Annotated in this window: 15 protein-coding genes; 9 read left to right on the forward strand and 6 right to left on the reverse strand. The window is 44.7% G+C overall.

What is annotated here, in order from left to right; translation table 11 throughout:
• Window positions 1-535: 535 nt before the first annotated feature.
• Both QT397_12470 and QT397_12475 read left to right on the forward strand, forming a co-directional pair.
• Complete coding sequence (locus tag QT397_12470) at window positions 536-2,704, forward strand: jacalin-like lectin (protein WNZ58107.1); 2,169 nt, start codon at window positions 536-538, stop codon at window positions 2,702-2,704.
• A 146-nt stretch (window positions 2,705-2,850) separates the two neighbouring features.
• A complete protein-coding gene (locus QT397_12475) occupies window positions 2,851-3,300 on the forward strand; it encodes a phosphate-starvation-inducible PsiE family protein (protein ID WNZ58108.1) in 450 nt (149 codons plus the stop codon).
• Between the two features lie 125 nt (window positions 3,301-3,425).
• On the opposite strand, the gene QT397_12480 is transcribed toward QT397_12475, so the two are convergent.
• Complete coding sequence (locus QT397_12480) at window positions 3,426-4,511, reverse strand: FAD-dependent oxidoreductase (GenBank protein ID WNZ58109.1); 1,086 nt, start codon at window positions 4,509-4,511, stop codon at window positions 3,426-3,428.
• 134 nt (window positions 4,512-4,645) lie between these two features.
• On the opposite strand from QT397_12480, the gene QT397_12485 reads away from it, so the two are divergent.
• Window positions 4,646-5,506 (forward strand): LysR family transcriptional regulator, encoded by an 861-nt coding sequence (locus tag QT397_12485; protein WNZ58110.1) that lies wholly within the window; start codon window positions 4,646-4,648, stop codon window positions 5,504-5,506.
• Here the strand turns inward: QT397_12485 and QT397_12490 are convergent.
• Window positions 5,437-6,348, reverse strand: a complete 912-nt coding sequence (locus QT397_12490; GenBank protein ID WNZ58111.1) for an EamA family transporter — start codon at window positions 6,346-6,348, stop codon at window positions 5,437-5,439. The genes QT397_12485 and QT397_12490 overlap by 70 nt on opposite strands.
• Before the next feature lie 119 nt (window positions 6,349-6,467).
• On the opposite strand from QT397_12490, the gene QT397_12495 reads away from it, so the two are divergent.
• Both QT397_12495 and QT397_12500 read left to right on the forward strand, forming a co-directional pair.
• Window positions 6,468-7,868 (forward strand): PLP-dependent aminotransferase family protein, encoded by a 1,401-nt coding sequence (locus QT397_12495; protein ID WNZ58112.1) that lies wholly within the window; start codon window positions 6,468-6,470, stop codon window positions 7,866-7,868.
• Window positions 7,869-8,002: 134 nt separating this feature from the next.
• Window positions 8,003-8,773, forward strand: coding sequence for a hypothetical protein (locus tag QT397_12500; protein WNZ58113.1), 771 nt, complete (start codon window positions 8,003-8,005; stop codon window positions 8,771-8,773).
• A gap of 65 nt (window positions 8,774-8,838) precedes the next feature.
• On the opposite strand, the gene QT397_12505 is transcribed toward QT397_12500, so the two are convergent.
• Window positions 8,839-9,219: a VOC family protein gene (locus QT397_12505; GenBank protein WNZ58114.1), complete on the reverse strand. Its 381-nt coding sequence runs from the start codon at window positions 9,217-9,219 to the stop codon at window positions 8,839-8,841.
• A 570-nt stretch (window positions 9,220-9,789) separates the two neighbouring features.
• Between QT397_12505 and QT397_12510 the strand changes: the two genes are divergently transcribed.
• Together QT397_12510 and QT397_12515 are read left to right on the forward strand one after the other, a co-directional pair.
• Window positions 9,790-11,658 carry a carotenoid oxygenase family protein gene (locus tag QT397_12510; GenBank protein WNZ58115.1) on the forward strand — a complete coding sequence of 623 codons (1,869 nt, stop codon included), beginning with the start codon at window positions 9,790-9,792 and terminating at the stop codon, window positions 11,656-11,658.
• A gap of 118 nt (window positions 11,659-11,776) precedes the next feature.
• Window positions 11,777-13,360 (forward strand): D-arabinono-1,4-lactone oxidase, encoded by a 1,584-nt coding sequence (locus tag QT397_12515; GenBank protein ID WNZ58116.1) that lies wholly within the window; start codon window positions 11,777-11,779, stop codon window positions 13,358-13,360.
• Window positions 13,361-13,514: 154 nt separating this feature from the next.
• On the opposite strand, the gene QT397_12520 is transcribed toward QT397_12515, so the two are convergent.
• Window positions 13,515-14,363, reverse strand: a complete 849-nt coding sequence (locus QT397_12520) for an alpha/beta hydrolase (GenBank protein ID WNZ58117.1) — start codon at window positions 14,361-14,363, stop codon at window positions 13,515-13,517.
• A 205-nt stretch (window positions 14,364-14,568) separates the two neighbouring features.
• Between QT397_12520 and QT397_12525 the strand changes: the two genes are divergently transcribed.
• Complete coding sequence (locus tag QT397_12525; protein WNZ58118.1) at window positions 14,569-15,360, forward strand: nucleotidyltransferase domain-containing protein; 792 nt, start codon at window positions 14,569-14,571, stop codon at window positions 15,358-15,360.
• A 367-nt stretch (window positions 15,361-15,727) separates the two neighbouring features.
• On the opposite strand, the gene QT397_12530 is transcribed toward QT397_12525, so the two are convergent.
• Entirely contained in the window at window positions 15,728-15,937 is a 210-nt protein-coding gene (locus tag QT397_12530; protein WNZ58119.1) for a helix-turn-helix transcriptional regulator, read from the reverse strand.
• A 1-nt stretch (window position 15,938) separates the two neighbouring features.
• On the reverse strand, window positions 15,939-16,448 hold the full coding sequence (locus QT397_12535; GenBank protein WNZ58120.1) for a hypothetical protein: 510 nt from the start codon (window positions 16,446-16,448) through the stop codon (window positions 15,939-15,941).
• A gap of 148 nt (window positions 16,449-16,596) precedes the next feature.
• On the opposite strand from QT397_12535, the gene QT397_12540 reads away from it, so the two are divergent.
• On the forward strand, window positions 16,597-18,663 hold the full coding sequence (locus QT397_12540; GenBank protein ID WNZ58121.1) for a S9 family peptidase: 2,067 nt from the start codon (window positions 16,597-16,599) through the stop codon (window positions 18,661-18,663).
• Window positions 18,664-18,728: the final 65 nt, after the last annotated feature.

Below are 18,728 nucleotides of genomic sequence, written 5' to 3' on the forward strand. Positions count from 1 at the left end.
TATCGATGTTAGCTGAAGAGTGTGATGCCGATTCTTTTAAAGTTGCCCCAATTATATTTTGAAACTTTCAATAATCTGAAAAGATGATTTAGATGTCCAAACTCCGCCCCTAAACCAGCTGATTTAACGTGCGTAATATCACTTCCAAGGTTGTGATTGAATCCTAAATACTGGAGGGATATTTGGCCTGTCATTTATGTTGGCCTTGTTACAAATGGGCAGATATTTACATAACTGCCTTAAGCCCGTAACTGATTGGTCATGCTCTGTAGCTACTATTTTGCGCCCCCGCTTGCGGGTAGTTTTATGAATGTTTAATTCGGAGATGGATGTTTGTCAGTATTGAAAAGTGCGTAAATTATGAAAATGTAAAGTAGGGTAAATGACTAAAATTGACCAGTCAGTACTGTTGTAATTTAGCGGTTCACGACAGGTGTGTACGCTTGTTCCAATTGGTCAATTCAACTGAGGGGAAATACTTACTGGGGTTTTTATTTTAGCGGTAACTATCAAGATACTTATCAGGAAAAGAATAATGCATGAAACAATTGGTTTGGTATCAAGTTTGCTTTTGAGTTTTTCGATGTCTGTTGTCGGCGAAATTGATGCTAGCGATGATAAAGTGAAGCGCCTGGATTTACAGGGGCAGATTGATACAAAGGCTCCCTTATCAAAGACCTTATGGGCGGGAGCGCATAATGCCTATGCATCCTATCAGTGGGATCAGGGTGTATATACCGATGTAAACCAGTGGTACGCGCCGGAGAAATTATTCAGTCGGGGAATACGTCTGGTCGAATATGATACTTACCCTGCTTCCAATTTCAGCTCAACACCGCACCTGTGTCATATGGGCCTGGAAGAGGCCACTATGTGTATTTATATGTTTGGCACAGCTGCAACGCTGGGGGATGGGCTGGATGAGATTAAGGATTTTCTTGAAGATAATAACGATGAAGTCATATTCCTAAAGTTTGAGGCTTACGATTCTGATTACCACCAGAACTTCCGCAATAAGATTGGTGAGAAAATTGAAAGCAGGTTGGGGGATCTGGTATTTAAGCCTACCGACTGGGGCTATACAGAAGATGATTGCGCCTCCCTGCCGGCGCAAACACTGACTAAACAGGATGTGTTGGATGCGGGACGCAACGTTATCCTATTTATTCAGGTGCCCAGAGAGTATCCGCACACTGGTGATAACAATCTGTGTGATTACCATGACGAGTCAAACACATCGAAATTCAGACGTAATGTCTGGATCGGTGTGGATGAAATGGATGCATCTGGAAACCTCACTTCTAATGAGCCACTTGCACAAAATTCCAGCCAGCTAACAGCAGATATCGACGGTAATGCCAGCGCAATCAGCCACTACAACAATGGGAATTTAAGTGTCGCCCTGGATGCAACAACGGAATATAGCAAGGATGACATCAAGTATTCCGGCAGTGAGATCCTGGAGAAAGCAGTATCTGGGTATAACATGCTTGAGTTGGCGCTGGTGGAGGCCAATGCGACCACTATAGGTGCCTCTAAAGCACCCCAGATTGAAGATTTTACGTGGTCTTGGCGGAATGACTCTCCCAGTGGCAGCAATAGTTGCGCCTGGTTAAGTAATGACGGTGAAATTCGTGACTATAGCTGTAGCACGGAGCGAGTGTTTGCCTGTGTGGACGATGAGCGAAACTGGCACATCAGCAGTGCATCGGGGACTTGGAGTGAAGGTTACTCCGCCTGTGAAGCTGATGGCTACCGCTATGGAATGCCTTATAACGCTTTGGAAAATGCCACGCTCTATGCCAAGAGGAATTCAGAAGGTGTAACTACCTCGGTTTGGGTGAATTACTACGAACCATTTGATGGGTTCTGGATCGCCAACCAAGATAGTTACTCGGATTTTGGCTACATCAAAAAAGATGCCGTGGGTGGTACCGGAGGTGATGCGTTTGATTCAATCGACCTGGTAAAACGCAAACTGCTCGGCAGCGGCACTATGAATCTGAAATCTGTCCAGATTCGTTCCGGTGGCCGAATTGATGGTTTTAAAGCTTGCTATGAATTTAAGCAATCCCTAAGTCATGCCACAGCCAGTGATCATGAATACTGTATTGAATATGGTGATGGAGATGGGGGCTCGATGGGGAGTGTACTGAGTTTCAACTCCGCCAGCAGCGAGTATTTGGATGACGTTAAAATTTGTGTCGACGATGAAAAGCATGAAACGGGTAGTGTTTACTACCTTAAATTGACGTCGAGCAATGGCTCATCTATTTCCGGGGGCACTCAGCAGGGGACTTGTACAACTTATTCTTCCACTTCATCCCAGCAAATTTTTGCTTTCCACGGGCGCCACGGTGATGAAATCGATGCTTTGGGCGTGCACAAGTTATCCAACAGCTTGGTAAACCCAGGGTACTACGCAACCGAGTGGCTGGACCTGGATGATCCCTCCTCAGGTGGCATTGATTATGAGAGCTTTAACGAACACAAGTCAGCGGGAAATATCAGCAATAGCTGTGCTGTCAGTGATGTTGCTGGTATTGAGGCAAGGGTTGTTGATACGAAGTTGGATTATTCCTTAACCGGCGAAAGCATGCATATTGGCGATATCGGCACTAATTACCGCTTCTTCTGTGCAACAGAGGATTGTAGTGACTACGAAGTAAAGTATTTCTTCTCTAACGCAGCCTGCCTACCTTAACGACTCACAATATCCCGGCGGTGAATATGCTGCCGGGATTCCTCTTACTACTCGCTCACTAAAGGAAGCTCTCTCGGCTGAATACGGGGATTTCGCCTATAGTCGAACTCAAGCAATGTGCGGTATCAATCGGCAGAGCGAAGCCCATGAAATATGACGAGATACATGAGGATCATGCTGATCCCCTGATCAACCAATTACATCGAGCAATAAAATATGCCGTTAAATTTCTCGCCATTCTTATGGTGTTGGTCATATTCTGGACCATTGCGGATGTCGTCTATGTACTTTATGAAAGGCTAATGGAGACGCCATTCCTATTGCTTGATATGGAAGATATCCTCGAGACTTTTGGGGCCTTTCTCGCCGTTCTTATTGCCATTGAAATTTTCACTAATATCCGACTCTACCTGGGTACAAATGTGATACCGGTGCAATTGGTATTGGCTACAGCCTTAATGGCTGTAGCTCGGAAGGTTATTGTGCTCGACTTAAAATTTGTTAATGCGGAGCAAATAGTCGGTATTGCCCTGGTGACTATCGCCCTGGGAGTTTCCTACTGGCTGGTGAGGGAAAAAAGTAATAAACCTGGTTAGTACTTGTGATTTTTTGTCCTTGATAATGCTCACTTTATGATTTTATTTTTTGTATTTATACAGTTGACCAAAATAGAATCATATCGTTAACTGCATTAATAGCTACTTACAATAGTTAGCCCGAACTAAGAGAGCCGGGCATTTGGCTGAGTGCCAAATCCACGATAAACCTTATTAATGAATAGGTCTTTCTGCTTCAACCGAACGAGGTGGTTGCAGGTTGTTACTGCGAAAGGTAACTGTACTAATCCTTGCTTCTGGCCAATGGGAACTAGTGCCATTAGTGGGTTTCGTTTATAGCTTTTGGTACTTTTTCCTGTTCTATTTCTGGCGATGGCCTTTGCCAGGTATTCACCTTGCTGAGAGGCGAGGTAGCCCAGTTTGGCCTCACCAATATCGGCAATATCTCCGAGTGCATACAAGCTTGGTTCGTCAGTAACTTGAAGTCTGTTATCGACTTTCACAAATCCCTGCTGATTAAGGATATGCGCTAAGTGCGGTTTTAGGTAATCATTGTTGGGCAGCGCACCAATTGCTTCAAAAACCAGGTCTGCATCGCTGGCTTGGCCATTGTTGAGATTTATATAGCGGCCATTCTGATTTTGGTAGCGGCTGTTAAACTGAATTTCTACACCTAAATTCACTAATTGTTTCTGGGCTTTGATCTGTGCTTTAGGCTTGAAGTTGTCCAATAAGACCTCTTTATTGTGTGCCAGAATTACTTGAGTTCTCGGCATAGCGTGTGCGACCTCTCCCGCCAATTCGACTCCAACGACTCCTCCTCCTATCACCATGACTTTCCTTGCTTGTTTCAGTCGCCGGTGCTCGTCCAACAGTTCTTGGTTCCGGGATTGAATATCCATTGCTGAAAGGGATTTGGCTAACGGCATGCTCGGATATCGGGTGCCAGAGGCGAGTATGGCGCTGTTGAAATGTAACTCTGTTCCATCTGCCAAACGCGCTGATTTCGCAGACATTTCAATTACATCTCCCTGAATGAAGCGGCCATAGAAAAAGTCTCTATAGTACTTGCGCGCTTGATTCCCGGTGCTGGATGGATCGGTTACATTGCGCAAGGTGGCAAAAGTGACTTCGAAATAATCTTTTTTGTCTACCAGAATGGTATGGACGCCATTTCTTTCCAGTACTTGCGCGACAGACACACCGGCGAAACCACCGCCTACTATCAATACTTCCGCTTTAATTACCATATTTTTCAACCATTAGAGGGTGTACAGGTCATTTGAATCCATTTTATGGTGTAGCGAATATGCTGTGAATGTGTGATTATGAGACTCTGATGTGCATATTTGCACATCAGAGTATGGGGGACTTTAGGTAAATAATGGATAAATGGACTGAGTTAAGGACCGCTTACAAGCTGGCCAAGCTAGGCACTCTGAGTGCAACGGCCCAAGAGATTGATATTCATAGGTCCACCGTGATGCGCCATATTAATGTACTGGAGGAGAGCCTTGGGGTTGTACTATTTCAGCGCAATGACAAAGGCTATATTCCAACGGAGGCGGGGCTGGATGTTATGCGACTGGGGGAGGTGACGGACAGCCATTTTTCCCAGTTGTCCTCGCGGTTACAAAGCAAAGAACAGAATTTGCAAGGCAAGCTCACCATCACCTCTGTCGGCGAGATGGTAGACCTGTTGATGCCGCTCATTAGACAGTACCAGACCCAGCACCCAGGTATGCTTGTCAATTTAATCGGGGACCTACGCAATTTTAACCTAGAGTACGGTGAAGCTGATATTGCAATTCGTGTCGGTGAGAAACCAACGACACCTGATAATATCGTGCTGCCATTTTTCACTACAGAATTCGTTTTCTATGCACACAAATCCTATGTTGAAGAGTATGGGCTTCCCGATAAAAGTAATCTTCAAGAGCACAGGTTTCTGGCTTTAGGTGATCGTCCGTTACACTTTGACTGGAATGAATGGGTTTATAATCATATCCACGATCAAAATATTGTCCTGACTACTTCCAGTCAGCAAATTCTTAACCAGGCAATGCTTTCTGGTTGTGGCATTGGCGCCATGCCGAGAATTCTGGCTAAAAAATTTGAAGACATTATTGAGATTCCTACGCCTGAAAGCTGGCAAATCTCAACTTGGATACTTGTTCATCGCGATATGTTTAATATGCCAAAAATCCGTGAGTTTCTTAGCATCTTAAAGCTCTGGCAAAAATGAACAATGCCAAGTGCCAGCCCAGAGAAAATCATAACAGCGGCTATAAACTTTTCGGGACCAATCGATTCTCCAGTTAATAACCAACTAAAAAAGAGTCCAAAAACGGGGCAGAGTAAACCTAAAGGTGCAACAGTAGACAGCGGGTACTTAATGATTAACCGGTTCCAGAACCAGTATCCCAGCAGGGTGGTTGGGTAGGCCTGAAACAATATGGAGAAAATCAACTTTCCACTAAGGTTGTTTTGTATTTCATAAAATACATCCGCACCACTTTGAATATAGGTAGCAGCGAACAGTGGTAACGGTGCAAATAATAGCCCCCAGACAATAAAGCTAAATACGTGCTGTGTGCCACTGGCCTTTACTATGAGCCCACTGATGCTCCAGCTGGTAGCCGCTATTAAGATAAGTGCAATACTGATTAGGGGTACAGTGCCATCTTCAACCATCAAACTTAATAACAGCCCTCCCAAGGCAAGTAGAGCCCCAAGAGCTTTCTGCGGGATAATTTTTTCTTTCAGGAATACCCAGCCAAATAGTAAGCTAATCGCAACATTTACTTGCAAAAGAAGTGAGGCCATACCCGCAGAGAGTCCGCTAGAAATTGCCCAGGTGGCCATCCCCCAAACCCCACAGCCAAAAGTCAGGCTGTAGGCCAGAACGTACTTCCAGCTGGCTGTCGGTCTGGAAACAAAAAGCACTGCCGGAAAGGCTGCCAAAGAAAAGCGTAAAGCCACCAGAAGGAGTGGGTCCAGATCTTCCGTTCCCATCTGAATAACGATGAAGTTGAAACCCCACATTGCCATTAGTAGCACACCAAGTAATAAATCCGAGTACCGCATCAGCCCCTCCAATTTGTCTCGGGGCTAACTATCCAAGAAATGAAAAAAGGTATACAGATGCAATTTTTGTATAAAATAGGTATACAGTTTGGGCGGAGACGGAATCGGGGAGGGGATAGGTGCGATATAAAGAGCTTGCCGAACGCTGTATAGAGGATATTCAGTCAGGGAGAATACCGAGCGGTCATAAACTACCGTCCCTCAGGCGGTTCGCTGCACAAAACGAAGTGAGCCTGACAACAGCCCAAAGCACCTACTACTTGCTGGAGGAGCTGGGCTGGGCGAAGGTTCGACCGCAATCTGGATTCTTTGCCTCAGTTCCTCCCAGCAGTAACCCGCCTCCCATAATGCCCGCATTCACCTGCCGAACAACAGATCCAGTAAATCACGATTGCTATTTCCGTGGGTTGGGAACAGGGCCATTGGGTGTTGCGTCTTTATCTCCAGAGCTATTGCCGTTAGATTCCCTGGAGCGCAGTATGCGGCGGGCAACCCGAGAGGCTGGCGCCAGGATGCATGGCTATCCGGTTTCCTCTGGGGAGCCGCTTTTGCGCAGTGCGCTTAGCGCACACTTTGCCAGCTATGATTTGCATTTCTCTGCCAATGAATTAGTAGTGACGAATGGTTGTATGGATGCCGTCCGCACGGCGATTGCCATTACGACTAAGCCCGGTGAAGCGGTTGCGATCAGTTCTCCTTGTTACAACGGTCTTCTTAATCTGTTGGCTTTGATGGGGCGAAAAGTTGTTGAGATACCGACTGTTGAAAACGGCTTAGACCTTGCACAGCTAGAGCGCTATATGCAGCAGGGATTGGTCCAAGCGGGTCTTTTTAGTAGCAGTCATATGAATCCTACGGGCGTGTCCCTGAGCTCGGAGCAGAAAGAGAACCTGGCCGCACTGGCTGGTAAATATCGGGTTCCAATTGTCGAGGATGATGTGTATTTGGAACTCGGATTTCAAAGAAGTCTGCCCATGCCCGTGCGCTACTGGGACCGGAGCGGGTATGTGCTTTGGTGTGGCTCTATCTCCAAGACATTGAGCGCAGGCTATCGCCTGGGGTGGTGCTTACCAGGAAGGTATCGAAAACAATATGAACGCTATCGATTTACCGAAAGTTTCGGTGTGAACTTGCCCGTCCAATTAGCGGTAGCCGATTTCATCGGTACTACTCAATACTCCCGTCATGTGCAGGGGCTCAAGCAAAAGCTTGCCTTCCAGGTCGCATCCTATCGCAACTACTTAAGTTCAAACTTGCCCGATGAATCGCGCATCAGTGATCCCCATGGAGGAATGGTGATTTGGTTGCAGATCCCAGGGTTGGATAGCCGGAGTCTTTGCCGTATGGCTTCCGAAGAAAATATAGCCTTGTTGGGCGGTGCAGATTTTAGCACGCTTGATCTCTACGGTGATTGTGTGCGGGTGAATTGTGGTTGGCCGCTTGAAGGTAAAGATAGAGGGAAGGCTGAGGCCGGATTTCAGTTGGAACGTTTTATCGAGTTAACTCACTTATGCCGATAATTAATATTATTCAGATATTCACAACCTTGGAAGAAGGTACCTGAACTTTCATATCGTTACACTGCTTTTGATAGTTTTTTTCCTCTGCTAGAATCCGCGTCCCTTTTAGGATGATTGTTCACGGAGGACATCTAATGAAAACTCTTGCCACTTTTACAGCAGCGATTGCTATTGCCGGTGCGGTTCCCGCTCAAGCAGAACAGACTTTTGAACTGCCTAAGTTCAGTCAGTGTTCTGTAGCGGCTTCTGCAAGTAATACTAATGATCGCGAGGTTTATCGCATCTTTTCAGACTTCTATTATGAAATAGAAGACTCTCGAGAGTATGCAGTTAAGGCTGTACAAAACTGGGCTGAAAGCTTTGCAGAAGGCTGTGCTGGGGAGACAAGTCAAGTCAGCCTGGATATGGTTCAGTGTGATAATTTTATTGGCGGTGCACCAGTTTGCAGAATAGAAAGTGATGAAGGTGATTACGTCATTGTGAAAGACTATGTTGATTCAACCAACGTAGTACTCTCTCAACATGATCAACAGAATTGGCCAGGAATACACTCCTCGAATGATCAGGAAACGCTGTGGATGGCCAGGCCTGAACTCTGCTATAGCGAGCTTCTGGAAGGGGGTATTGATTCCCAAGCATATTACCTGGATGCCTATAACTATCGCTACTTTGGTGATTACCGCTATGTATTGGCAAGGAGCAGCCGCGATTTAGTGCAAACTCTTGACAGACAATACAGTCAGTGTGAATACGATACTTCGGGAATTGAAGCCTACAAAATGCAGTGTTCTGAGACTTCCCAGGGGACGAAGGTGTGCGCAACTGCACATACTGGAGCCGGCTATTTCGTATTCGTGAGTGACGATCATCACGGTATGCACGTTATTTTCAACCGCTGGGACTGATTACACTATTAGTCCACTTCTAAAGCGCCTCCCTGTAAAGGGAGGCACCTGATAGCGAACCCTAATTAGCTTGCTCTATACAGTGCGCAAAGCTTATTGCCAGCAGGGTCTCGTAAGTAGGCGAGGTAGATTGGGCCTACGGCGCTATCCCGTACGCCTGGGGGTTCTTCGCAGCTGGTACCACCGTTGGCAATACCTGCAGCATGCCAGGCATCAACCTCTTCAGAACTGTTTACTGTAAAGCCAATAGTGCTGCCGTTGCCATGGCTTGCGGGCTCCCCATTGATGGGTTTGGTGATGGCAAAAATACCGTTGTCATTAAAATAGAAGCAGCGGCCACGATCATCAATAGTGCCGGGTTTGTAACCCAATATTCCAAAAGTGGAATCGTAAAATACCTTTGATTCCTCGATATCATTGGCCCCGACCATAATATGACTAAACATTGATGTCACCTTAAATTAATTTTAGGGTAGTTGTGCGTGAAAGATTGTATACCAATACTATTAAACATCAATGAATAATCATTCACTCAATGCCTAATAGAATTGTTCGTATATCCGTTACCTCCAGGCTGTACCTCTCAGGGTGTGTGGACTGGTGCAGCTTTCTATCTGTTGGGGTTTATATATGAGATGCCTCACAGATATATTAAATATTGTGCGATTCAATGATCATTAATGCTTATTTTAAATTCTGTTGTTGATAATAATGTGGTGACTAATTCGGGTGATATCGGATTTCTTATCGATATTTTTTTGCTTGACTGACTGGTGTTTGTTTTTTGTTCTGTTTGATAGGTTTTATTTCCTGGTTTGGTTTATTTTTATTGTGGTATATAGGTTGATAGTGTGAATTTTAAGGGGGTAAAATTCTGGAGGTTTGATTTGATAAAAAATAATAAATGGTTTTCGCTTAAAGGTTTACTTTGGGTGTAAGTTGCGCCAATTATTTAATTAAAAAATTTAATTTTATGGTCAGGTTAAGCTGTCGGCCGTATTTTTTAGGGATAAAAAATGAAGCGTCGAGATCTATTGAAGGCTGCAGGTGTAATGTCTGCATCACCGCTTATGGGAGTGGCATCAGCTAAGGCTGGAACAAGTAATGCTTTGGATGGCTCTAGTTTCCCAGAGTCAATAATGGTCGGTGATCTATCAGATTCCTCCGGAGTACTCAGTGTAATACAGGGAATCTTACCTGATGATGTTATTGGCCATCTTCTTATGGCTGAGGGTATTCCTTTGGCGTCCAACCATCTTACACCTAATGGAAAGGGAGCTTTGACCCGGCTCGACTTTACTGGGCGGAGCAATAACAGTGAAGTTCCCTATACCCGAAAAATGATACGTACCGCGTCTGCGATAATGCAGGAGCAGGATTTAACAGGTTTTGATAAATTCAATTTGTTAGGTGGGACAATATACTCAAGCCCGAATCTGGGATTTATGAACTACTGTAATACGGCCCCCAACTATATGGGAGATAACCGTTTTGCAATGAGTTATGAAGGGGGTATGCCCTATGAGTTTGATGCTACAACTCTAGAGATGGTAACCCCTATTGGAGAAGTGGATGAATGGAAATCGAGCTTACCCCCGCTGCTTGAAAATCTAACCCCAGAAAAGTGGCTATTTCCCCAGGTTCGGACTACCGGTCACCCTTTCTTTGATCTGGAAACAGGTAACTGTATCACCATCAACTATGGTGGAAATATTGGTGATTCTGGTAGCTCAGGATTTATTCGATTAATTCGCTGGGATCGAGAGGGTGCATTTGAAAGTTGGAACATTCGGGATCGTCAGGGTAACAACGCCTATATTGCTGCAAGCTCACACTCTCTTGGCGTAACGCGAAATCATATCATTGTCTTTGAAACTGCAGCGAGAGTTGAATCTACCCGAATTATTGGAACACGAATAGTTCTGCCTCAAGAACACCGGACCCGGTGTTGGGTTATTCGGAAGGCCGATATGGTGCCGGGTGCTGATACTATTATCGCAGATTACCTGGAGCTCGGCTTTGATACGTCGGACATTGTCTGCAACTACGATGACAATGCGGGTGAGATTACCCTGTATGGCCAATATATGGGGGCAATGGATAAATCCGAGCAGTTATTCCGCTTTGAAATCCTGCAGAAGGGAGGTTTGGTACCCAAGTGGTTGTCCGGATACCCTGCAGCACCGCTGGATGTTGGAGGTTTGGTACGTGCCCGGATTCGAGTTAACTCAAATTCAGCTATTGAGATAAAAGAAGATTACCGGGTTATTCGGGATGATGCGCTTTCCTGGGATATGAATGATCCGGCTTACCGTGGGCACTTCCAGTTCCCTGAAACCTTTGAGCACCTTTATTGGGCTGCTGTGGGTTACAGGCCTGACCATATATCTATGCGGGTTTCCTGGGCATATCGCGATTATCCTGAGCGCCACTACGGCTATTGGAATATGCCTGAAGAAAGTCGTCCCTCTGCCTTGATTCATATGGACTGCGTCAATATGAAAATTGCGGATGCCTTTCAGTTCCCAGAAGATTGCGTAATGCGTACACCGCAATTTATGGCCCGCCCGGGCTCCACGGCCCAGAACGACGGTTATGTGATTGCAGCAGTTGTACGCAAATATCCAACGACATCCGATTCCAATGGTAAAGAGTTTTGGATTTTTGATGCGGCACGTCTCAGCGGTGGGCCAATTTGTATCCTAGCTAACCGATCACTGGAATTTGCAACCACGAATCATGCACTGTGGGTGCCATCCATTGGTCGTCGCCCTTTATCAGCCTACCGGTCAAATTATGCTGATTTTCTTCGCAGTAAAGCGCCTGATCACAGCAGTAATGTTCGGGACATTATCGATGGGGAGCTGCTTCCCCGTTTTGGTTGATTTATCCAGTCTACGTTAATGCAATAAAGGGAGTTTAGGTATGTGTGCAGAAATAATAACCAAATCCAAACATTTATTGAGGTGGTGTAGAAAAGCTCTTTGTATAGCGGGCGTTTTTATGGCTGCTACAAGTGTTGCAGAGCAGCTACCGCCACCAATTGAAGTGCCTGAGGTATTAAAAAACTACCAGGATACTCAGGATTGTTTCCCTGGTGTTATCCATGATCCGACCAGTATTGAAGAAGTTCAGCAGATAGTACGTGATGCAGCGGATCAAGGCCGTAAAGTGATGACAGGGAGTCGCCGATTCAATAGTCAGATTGATGCGGCCTGTGCAGGTAATGGAGAGGTGCAAATCACTCTGGAAAATATGGATCAGGTTGTTAGCCTAGACAAAGATAACCTGTTGGTTACTGTCCAGGCCGGTATGAGATTCCGGGATTTGACCGCCTATCTTCGAGAGCATGAACTAAGTGTGCCGATGGTGACAGAGCTGGCCATATTCACGATAGGCGGTATGCTGGGAAGCGGTACTCACGGTTCAACTTTTACACAAAAAAGCAGCATGATCTCTGATTATGTCACCGAATTGAAGTTGGTTGATGGCAATGGGGACTTACGAGTAATCAATGGTGAGATGCTCAATGCCGCCAGGGTAAACCTAGGTGTTTTAGGCGTAGTTGTTGAAGTGACCATAGAGGTTGAACCTGGCTATAAAGTACAAGCAAAAGTAAAGGGGTATCACAGCGATGATGAGCTGGAGGATGTTGTTCTTGATTTGGCTCGAGATAATCATTCAGCTAATGTTGCCTGGTTCCCGGGATTAGGGCGCTATACCGTAACAACTTACAACAAGGTACCTTTGTCGACTAAGGGTAATGCCTACAATGCCCAGGCAGATGTATCAGACTTCTCCGAATATTTATTTGGGCTGATATTTGATAGCCTTCATGAAGCCGATAGTGCCGCATTGCAGTGTTTTGCAGCTTCTCTTCGCCATACTGCTCGCTCCAGTTCCTATTTCAGGGATGTTGACTCAGGCTTGAAAAAGTTTATTAAGCCCACTGGACATGCGGACCTGATGCAACATTTCGTATGTAAAGAGCCAGATAAATGTGTCTGGGACAACCTTCCAATTGCACTTCAGGAAGTCGCGATTCCATTTGAAGAATTGCCCAACTGGATTGCGGATGTCCGCCAGATTATTGCAAATAGTGAAAAAACCTGTTTTCCGCTGAATGGTATTTATTTCCGTTTTGGCAAGTCTTCCGACAGCTATTTAGGGATGACAGCAGGCCGCGATACAGCGTTTGTAGGGATTGAATATACCCTTCGTCAACGAGGTGAAGCTGTGCCAAAGAACTACTTTGTCAATTTGGAAATTGAGCAAATGTCCCTCCGGAAGTATGGAGCCAGGCCTCACTGGGGTAAGAATTCAGTCGCTATTTTTGAGGACATGGCTGAGCGATTCCCCAAATGGTCCCAGTTTATGGATGTTAAAGAAGAGTTGGACCCAAACAATATATTTTCCAACCCCTTTTGGAATCGGGTAAGTGGAGCTGATCCTTTGGAAAACTATTTAACTCCTGGCTGCAATCCCGATGGTCAGTGCTATTGTCAAACAGATGAACACTGTGAAGAGGGTTCCAGCTGCCAAGCGGGAGTTTGGTATTCAGACGCAAGGATTTGTAAAGCTGATTAGAGCACTTTAGGGGGGATAATTCCACCCCCTGTATTTAATTGATAATGAGTAATAATAAGAGGCTTTTAACTGTTGAGCGGGAAAGAATACTCGAGAGACTAAGCCTAAAATCGGTATTCATGCCTTATAGGTGTTCTTTCCCTGCCCTTTATTATTAAGTTACAGGTTGCTGGTCACAGCAATTGGTAATGCGATCTCTCACAAGTTGGCAAAAGCGTGCAGGATCTTCCAGAGGTAGCATATGATTTGCTGAGCTTACCTCTTGTGGATGGGTGTCTGGAATTAATGTTCCCGCCACAAGCGATACAGTTTTAAATAGCTGGCGAGTATTACTGCCATAGGCCACGGAAACTGGAATAGATATGCCTGAAAGACTACTTGGGTTCAGTGCGGATTGTTCAGTTTGATTAAGCTGTAGAGGTAGGGTGTAGGCATTATCCAGCTGCTGTACGCGATATTTAAGGGGCTGCTGAGAGAAGTAGCCTGCTTGATTCCCAGAGCCGTCGATTAGTAGCTTAACGGCAGTATCCAGCTCACCTTCAGCTGTTGTTTTGAAAATTTCTGCAAACATAGATTCAGCATCTTGGCGATACTCTTCCATGTTATTGCTTTCAATGTATCCCGGATATCCAGGCTCATAAAGGTACAGACTTTTGATTAATTTAGGTGCCTTTATGGCAGCATTTAAGCTTACATCGGCACCATAGGACCATCCTACTAGGTGGGCAGGGCCTATATCTAGTGCCTCAACCAGCCCTACCAGGTCTGCTGCATGGGTATCAATTCCAAAGGGGCCTTCCGAAGGATTACCCGGATTACCGAAATGCCTTTGGGTGAATGAAATCGCTCTAAATTCATTTGATAGAATTTTGCAGTGTTCTTGCCACATGCGAGCATCGGCCAGTGCGCCATGTACAAGAACAATGGGTTCTCCCTGTCCCTTCTGGAAATAAGAGATAGAGTGGTTGTTTACAGTGATAGAGTCTTTTGGGTTTCCGTCCATGGGGCTAGCTTCCTGGGAGCCATTTTTTAGCGCTTATCATAGTCTATTAGAGGTTTATGTTTAACATTTCCTAGTCCAGTTGTTAGGAGAGAGAGACAGCTGCCCTAATGTCTCTCTCATGAGAGTAAACCGATAGGTCTCCTAAGAGTAATCAACGAGCTTTTCGGGTATAGTTGATTTGTTTTGACGTAGCAGGTGGATGTATATGGAATCGCTGATAAAGGACCGTCTGAAATCACTGGAAGTAGAGCGAGATATTGAAATTATCTATGCCTGTGAGTCAGGAAGCCGCGCATGGGGATTTGAATCCCCTGATAGTGACTGGGATGTAAGGTTTATCTACAAACGTAATATTCAGCAATATCTCACTATAGGTACTCCCAGAGATGTTGTTGAGGTTCCATTTGATAAAAAACTTGGTGATGAACTGGACTTGGTCGGCTGGGATATCAAGAAGACTTTAACTTTAATGAGGGCAAGTAACCCCACTTTAATTGAGTGGCTATTTTCGCCAAAGGTCTATTTTAGAAATGAAGATGTTTTGAAGTCATTGCAGGATTTGGCTTTAAAATGTTGGCAGCCGCGAGCATTAGCTCATCACTATGTCAGCATGGGATTTAATAATTATTCCAGGTTTATTCGCGAGGATGATCGAGGCTTTAAAGAGATTAAGGTCAAGAAGTTACTTTATGTTCTGCGTTCACTGCTTAATGCTCTGTATATAAAAGAGTTTACAAAAATTCCTCCTGTGGACTTTAGTCATATGTATAACGAGTTGTTGCCTTCCTCAGGAAGTGAGTGGCTTCTGGATATTCTTTCCAGTTTGATTTTGAAAAAGAAGGAGCTTGAAGAGGGCGATTTGATAGCCGTTGATGGCAAACTGGATGGCTGGATACAGGAAAATATGGATAGATCTGGTGCCAATTCTATAGAGGAAAGGCCAAAGTTGGATCTTCCAGAATTTGACAGGCTTTTTCGTAAAGTTCTGGGCGTATAGCCTTTTAAATCGGACGGATTAGAATTTTATGCATATGCGGCGCGCATAGGGTTTGGCGAGTAGCGGGAAGAGCAGTTTTGGGGGTTAGCCTGAATTAACAGGTAACTATATAGCCACCTGTTACCTTGTGATAATGTTATATCTCACCTAATTTCGAAAGGGATTCCCGATAAATGCGTGTACGAAAGTGCTACTACTGACTGCCTTAGAAAAAGCTGAATTTCAGGATTTACTGCCGGAAATTGAGAAGACCTGGGCAGGTATCCTAGCTCAGTACGCGAATTCTACCTTGGAGTGAATGGCTTGCTTTGCCACTGAACAAGGTAAAACCTGTTGTTAGAGAGCCCATTGGGCTCTCGTAATAGTCTTACTCGTCTGGTTTAAACTCAAGAATATCGCCAGGCTGACACTCAAGTGCTTCACAGATTGCCGCCAAGGTATCAAACCTTACTCCCTTCACTTTGCCGCGCTTCAGTAGGGATAAGTTGGCTTCGGTGATTCCAATTCGCGCGGCCAGTGATTTCGAGCTGACTTTACGTTTAGCCAGCATAACGTCCAAATTGACAATAATTGCCATGCTAAACAAACTCTTTGTTTTCTTGGTCAATTTGTTTTGCGGCGCGCAAAATAAAGAAAATGCTGACTAGTACAAATAGGGTAAGTATCCTGCCGATATCAAACGGAAGATGTAAGGAGACCTCTTCGCTATGCATGTAGTAAATGTAACTAATCCAGGCTGATTCAATTGCCCGTAACGGAATAATGGCTCCATATAGGCATACCAACCACAGGTAACACCGGTCGCTCTCCTTATCAAAATAGTCACCTTTTGCATACTGGCCGAAGAGACGCCACAGCCAGTATATAAATAAACCAAAAAGCACAATTGTTGGCACTTGGCCAATTAGTAATAAAGGTCTGTATTGGTCATCCTGTGCCCATAGTTCTCGAAGAAAAGGATTGGCACTATTAAATAGGTACTTATCGAAAAGAAAAAAATTGATCAGCAAGATACCTACAGCGAGCAGCCCTATTGCTAGGACACTCCAGCGCAGGCGAGTACTCACCACCTGAATTTTATGGTTCATAAGTTCCCCCTTTTTTGAAGTCATAAGCATTATATCGTGATGTTTAATTTCTGCAATTCAGCTATAAATTATTGCTTTACAATAATTTATAGCTGTCTTACAGTGTTTTTTACAGTCGACACTGACAGCTAACAAGGAGTTAAAGCATATGAAATTGCACATTCGTAACAGTTCAATAAAGAAGGCTATCTGTAGCTTGAGTCTTGCGATTGCATTTAGCGGTTGCAGTATGAATGCTTCCCAGGAAGAGGGGGCGACAAAAGTTAACGAGCAGGAGTTGATTTCTGTCGAGAGCCTCTTTAATGAGTCTGCTATCAAGGATGTTAATCTGTCATCAGATGGACAATGGCTGGCCTGGCTCCAGCAGCATAATGGAGCGCCAAATATCTATGTGATGTCGGCTGATGGGGCAAGCAAAGATGCATTTGCGTTAACAGAGTTTGCAGATGGTGTAGATGCTTTTTTGTGGGATAAGCATCGGCTTGGTTTATTCGTTTTAAAAGATGTGGATGGGAATGAGCAACACCAGGTTTATCGACTGGACCTGAATGATGAAGGTAAAAGCTTAAACTTGATTGGCACCGAAAAATTAACCTCAAACGACTCTGCAAATTACATGGTTTTTGGGCAAGCTTCGGAAAAGCGGGATTCACTGACGCTAATGGCCAATCATGATGACCCGAATAATTTGAAATTTTATCAGCTTAATACTGAGACGGGTGAACTAACATTTTTGATGGAAAATACTCATCGATTTAACGAAATTTTAATTGATGATGAAGGGGTTCCGGTTGCTGGTGTGCGACCCAATCCTGATACGTCAAAAGAGTTATTTGTTCGTAAAGGCGACTCCTGGGAGGGGGCACTAAAGACGGAGCCGGGAGAAATACTATCTCTGTCGAGCTATAACTCAGAAATTGGCAGTCTGTATTTTGAATCAAGCTTTGGTGCAGCTGATACCTCTGGGGTAAAACAGTTAGATTTAACTTCAGGAAAAATAGCAGCCATTCACCAAGATCCCAATCAACGGTCAGACGTGTATAAAACTCTGTTCAATAAGGATGGTGAGCTCCAGCTGGTTTCCTATTATTATGGTTATCGAGAAGACTATCCTGTTGATAAGAATTTCCAAAAGCACTGGCAAAATATCACCAGTAACTTTAGTCGTCGGGTGGAAATAGACGTTGTTTCCATGGATGAAGAAACTGGAGTTTGGTTGTTGGAAGTTGCCAGCGATATCGATCCTGGTGCGTTTTATAGATATCAGCAATCAGACCAGTCACTGGTACGTTTAATTGACAAAGATTCCCAGTTGGACCCTAAATTTTTGTCAGAAAAGCGCTCAATAACCTATACCGCGCGTGATGGTATTACTATTCAGGCATACCTCACTTTACCTAAAGGGAAGAGCAAGCAATTGCCGTTGGTTGTTCTGCCCCATGGCGGTCCTTGGTCGAGGGATTACTGGAAGCTCAACGATGGATTTATGACGCGTCTAGCACAGTTTTTAGTGAATCGCGGTTATGCGGTATTGCAGCCAAACTTCCGTGCCTCCACGGGTTTTGGTGAGACTTTTATCGCTCTGGGTAATCGCCAATGGGGAACAGGTGCGATGCAGCATGACTTGACCGATGGAGTAGAGTTCTTGATTGAGCAGGGAATTGCTGACAGCGATAGAGTAGCAATTATGGGGGGCTCATATGGAGGCTATGCGGCTTTGTCAGGACTAACATTTACGCCTGATACATATACTGCAGCAATATCGTTTGTTGGTCCCTCTAGCTTGATTACTTTGATTGAATCGTTTCCGGAGTATTATCGCCCCTTTATTTCCAATTGGTTTAAAGCGGTTGGAGATCCTTTGATTGAAAGTGATCGGGAGGAAATGCAAACTCGATCTCCGTTGAACTATACCGATCGAATCAAGGCACCTTTACTGCTGGTTCAAGGGGCTAATGATCCTCGTGTTACCCAGGTGGAGTCTGATCAAATCGCCAAAAAAATGTATGAAAACGGGTTGGAAGTTGAGTATATCTTGGCAAAAGATGAAGGGCATGGATTTAGCAAGCGCATTAACAAGTTGGCACTTTTAATAAAAACAGAAGACTTCCTGGCAGAACACTTAGGTGGGGAGGTGAGCCCATTGGTGTCGGATCAAGTTGCCACGCATCTGGCTGGTCTTGAAGTTGATATATCAAGCTTATCTGAGAAGTAATTCTTTTAGATAATTAATGGGGGGGTTGCTAATAGAGTTCCAATTAATTAACACATGGGTAAACC

Source organism: Microbulbifer sp. MKSA007 (assembly GCA_032615215.1).
Classification (GTDB): domain Bacteria; phylum Pseudomonadota; class Gammaproteobacteria; order Pseudomonadales; family Cellvibrionaceae; genus Microbulbifer.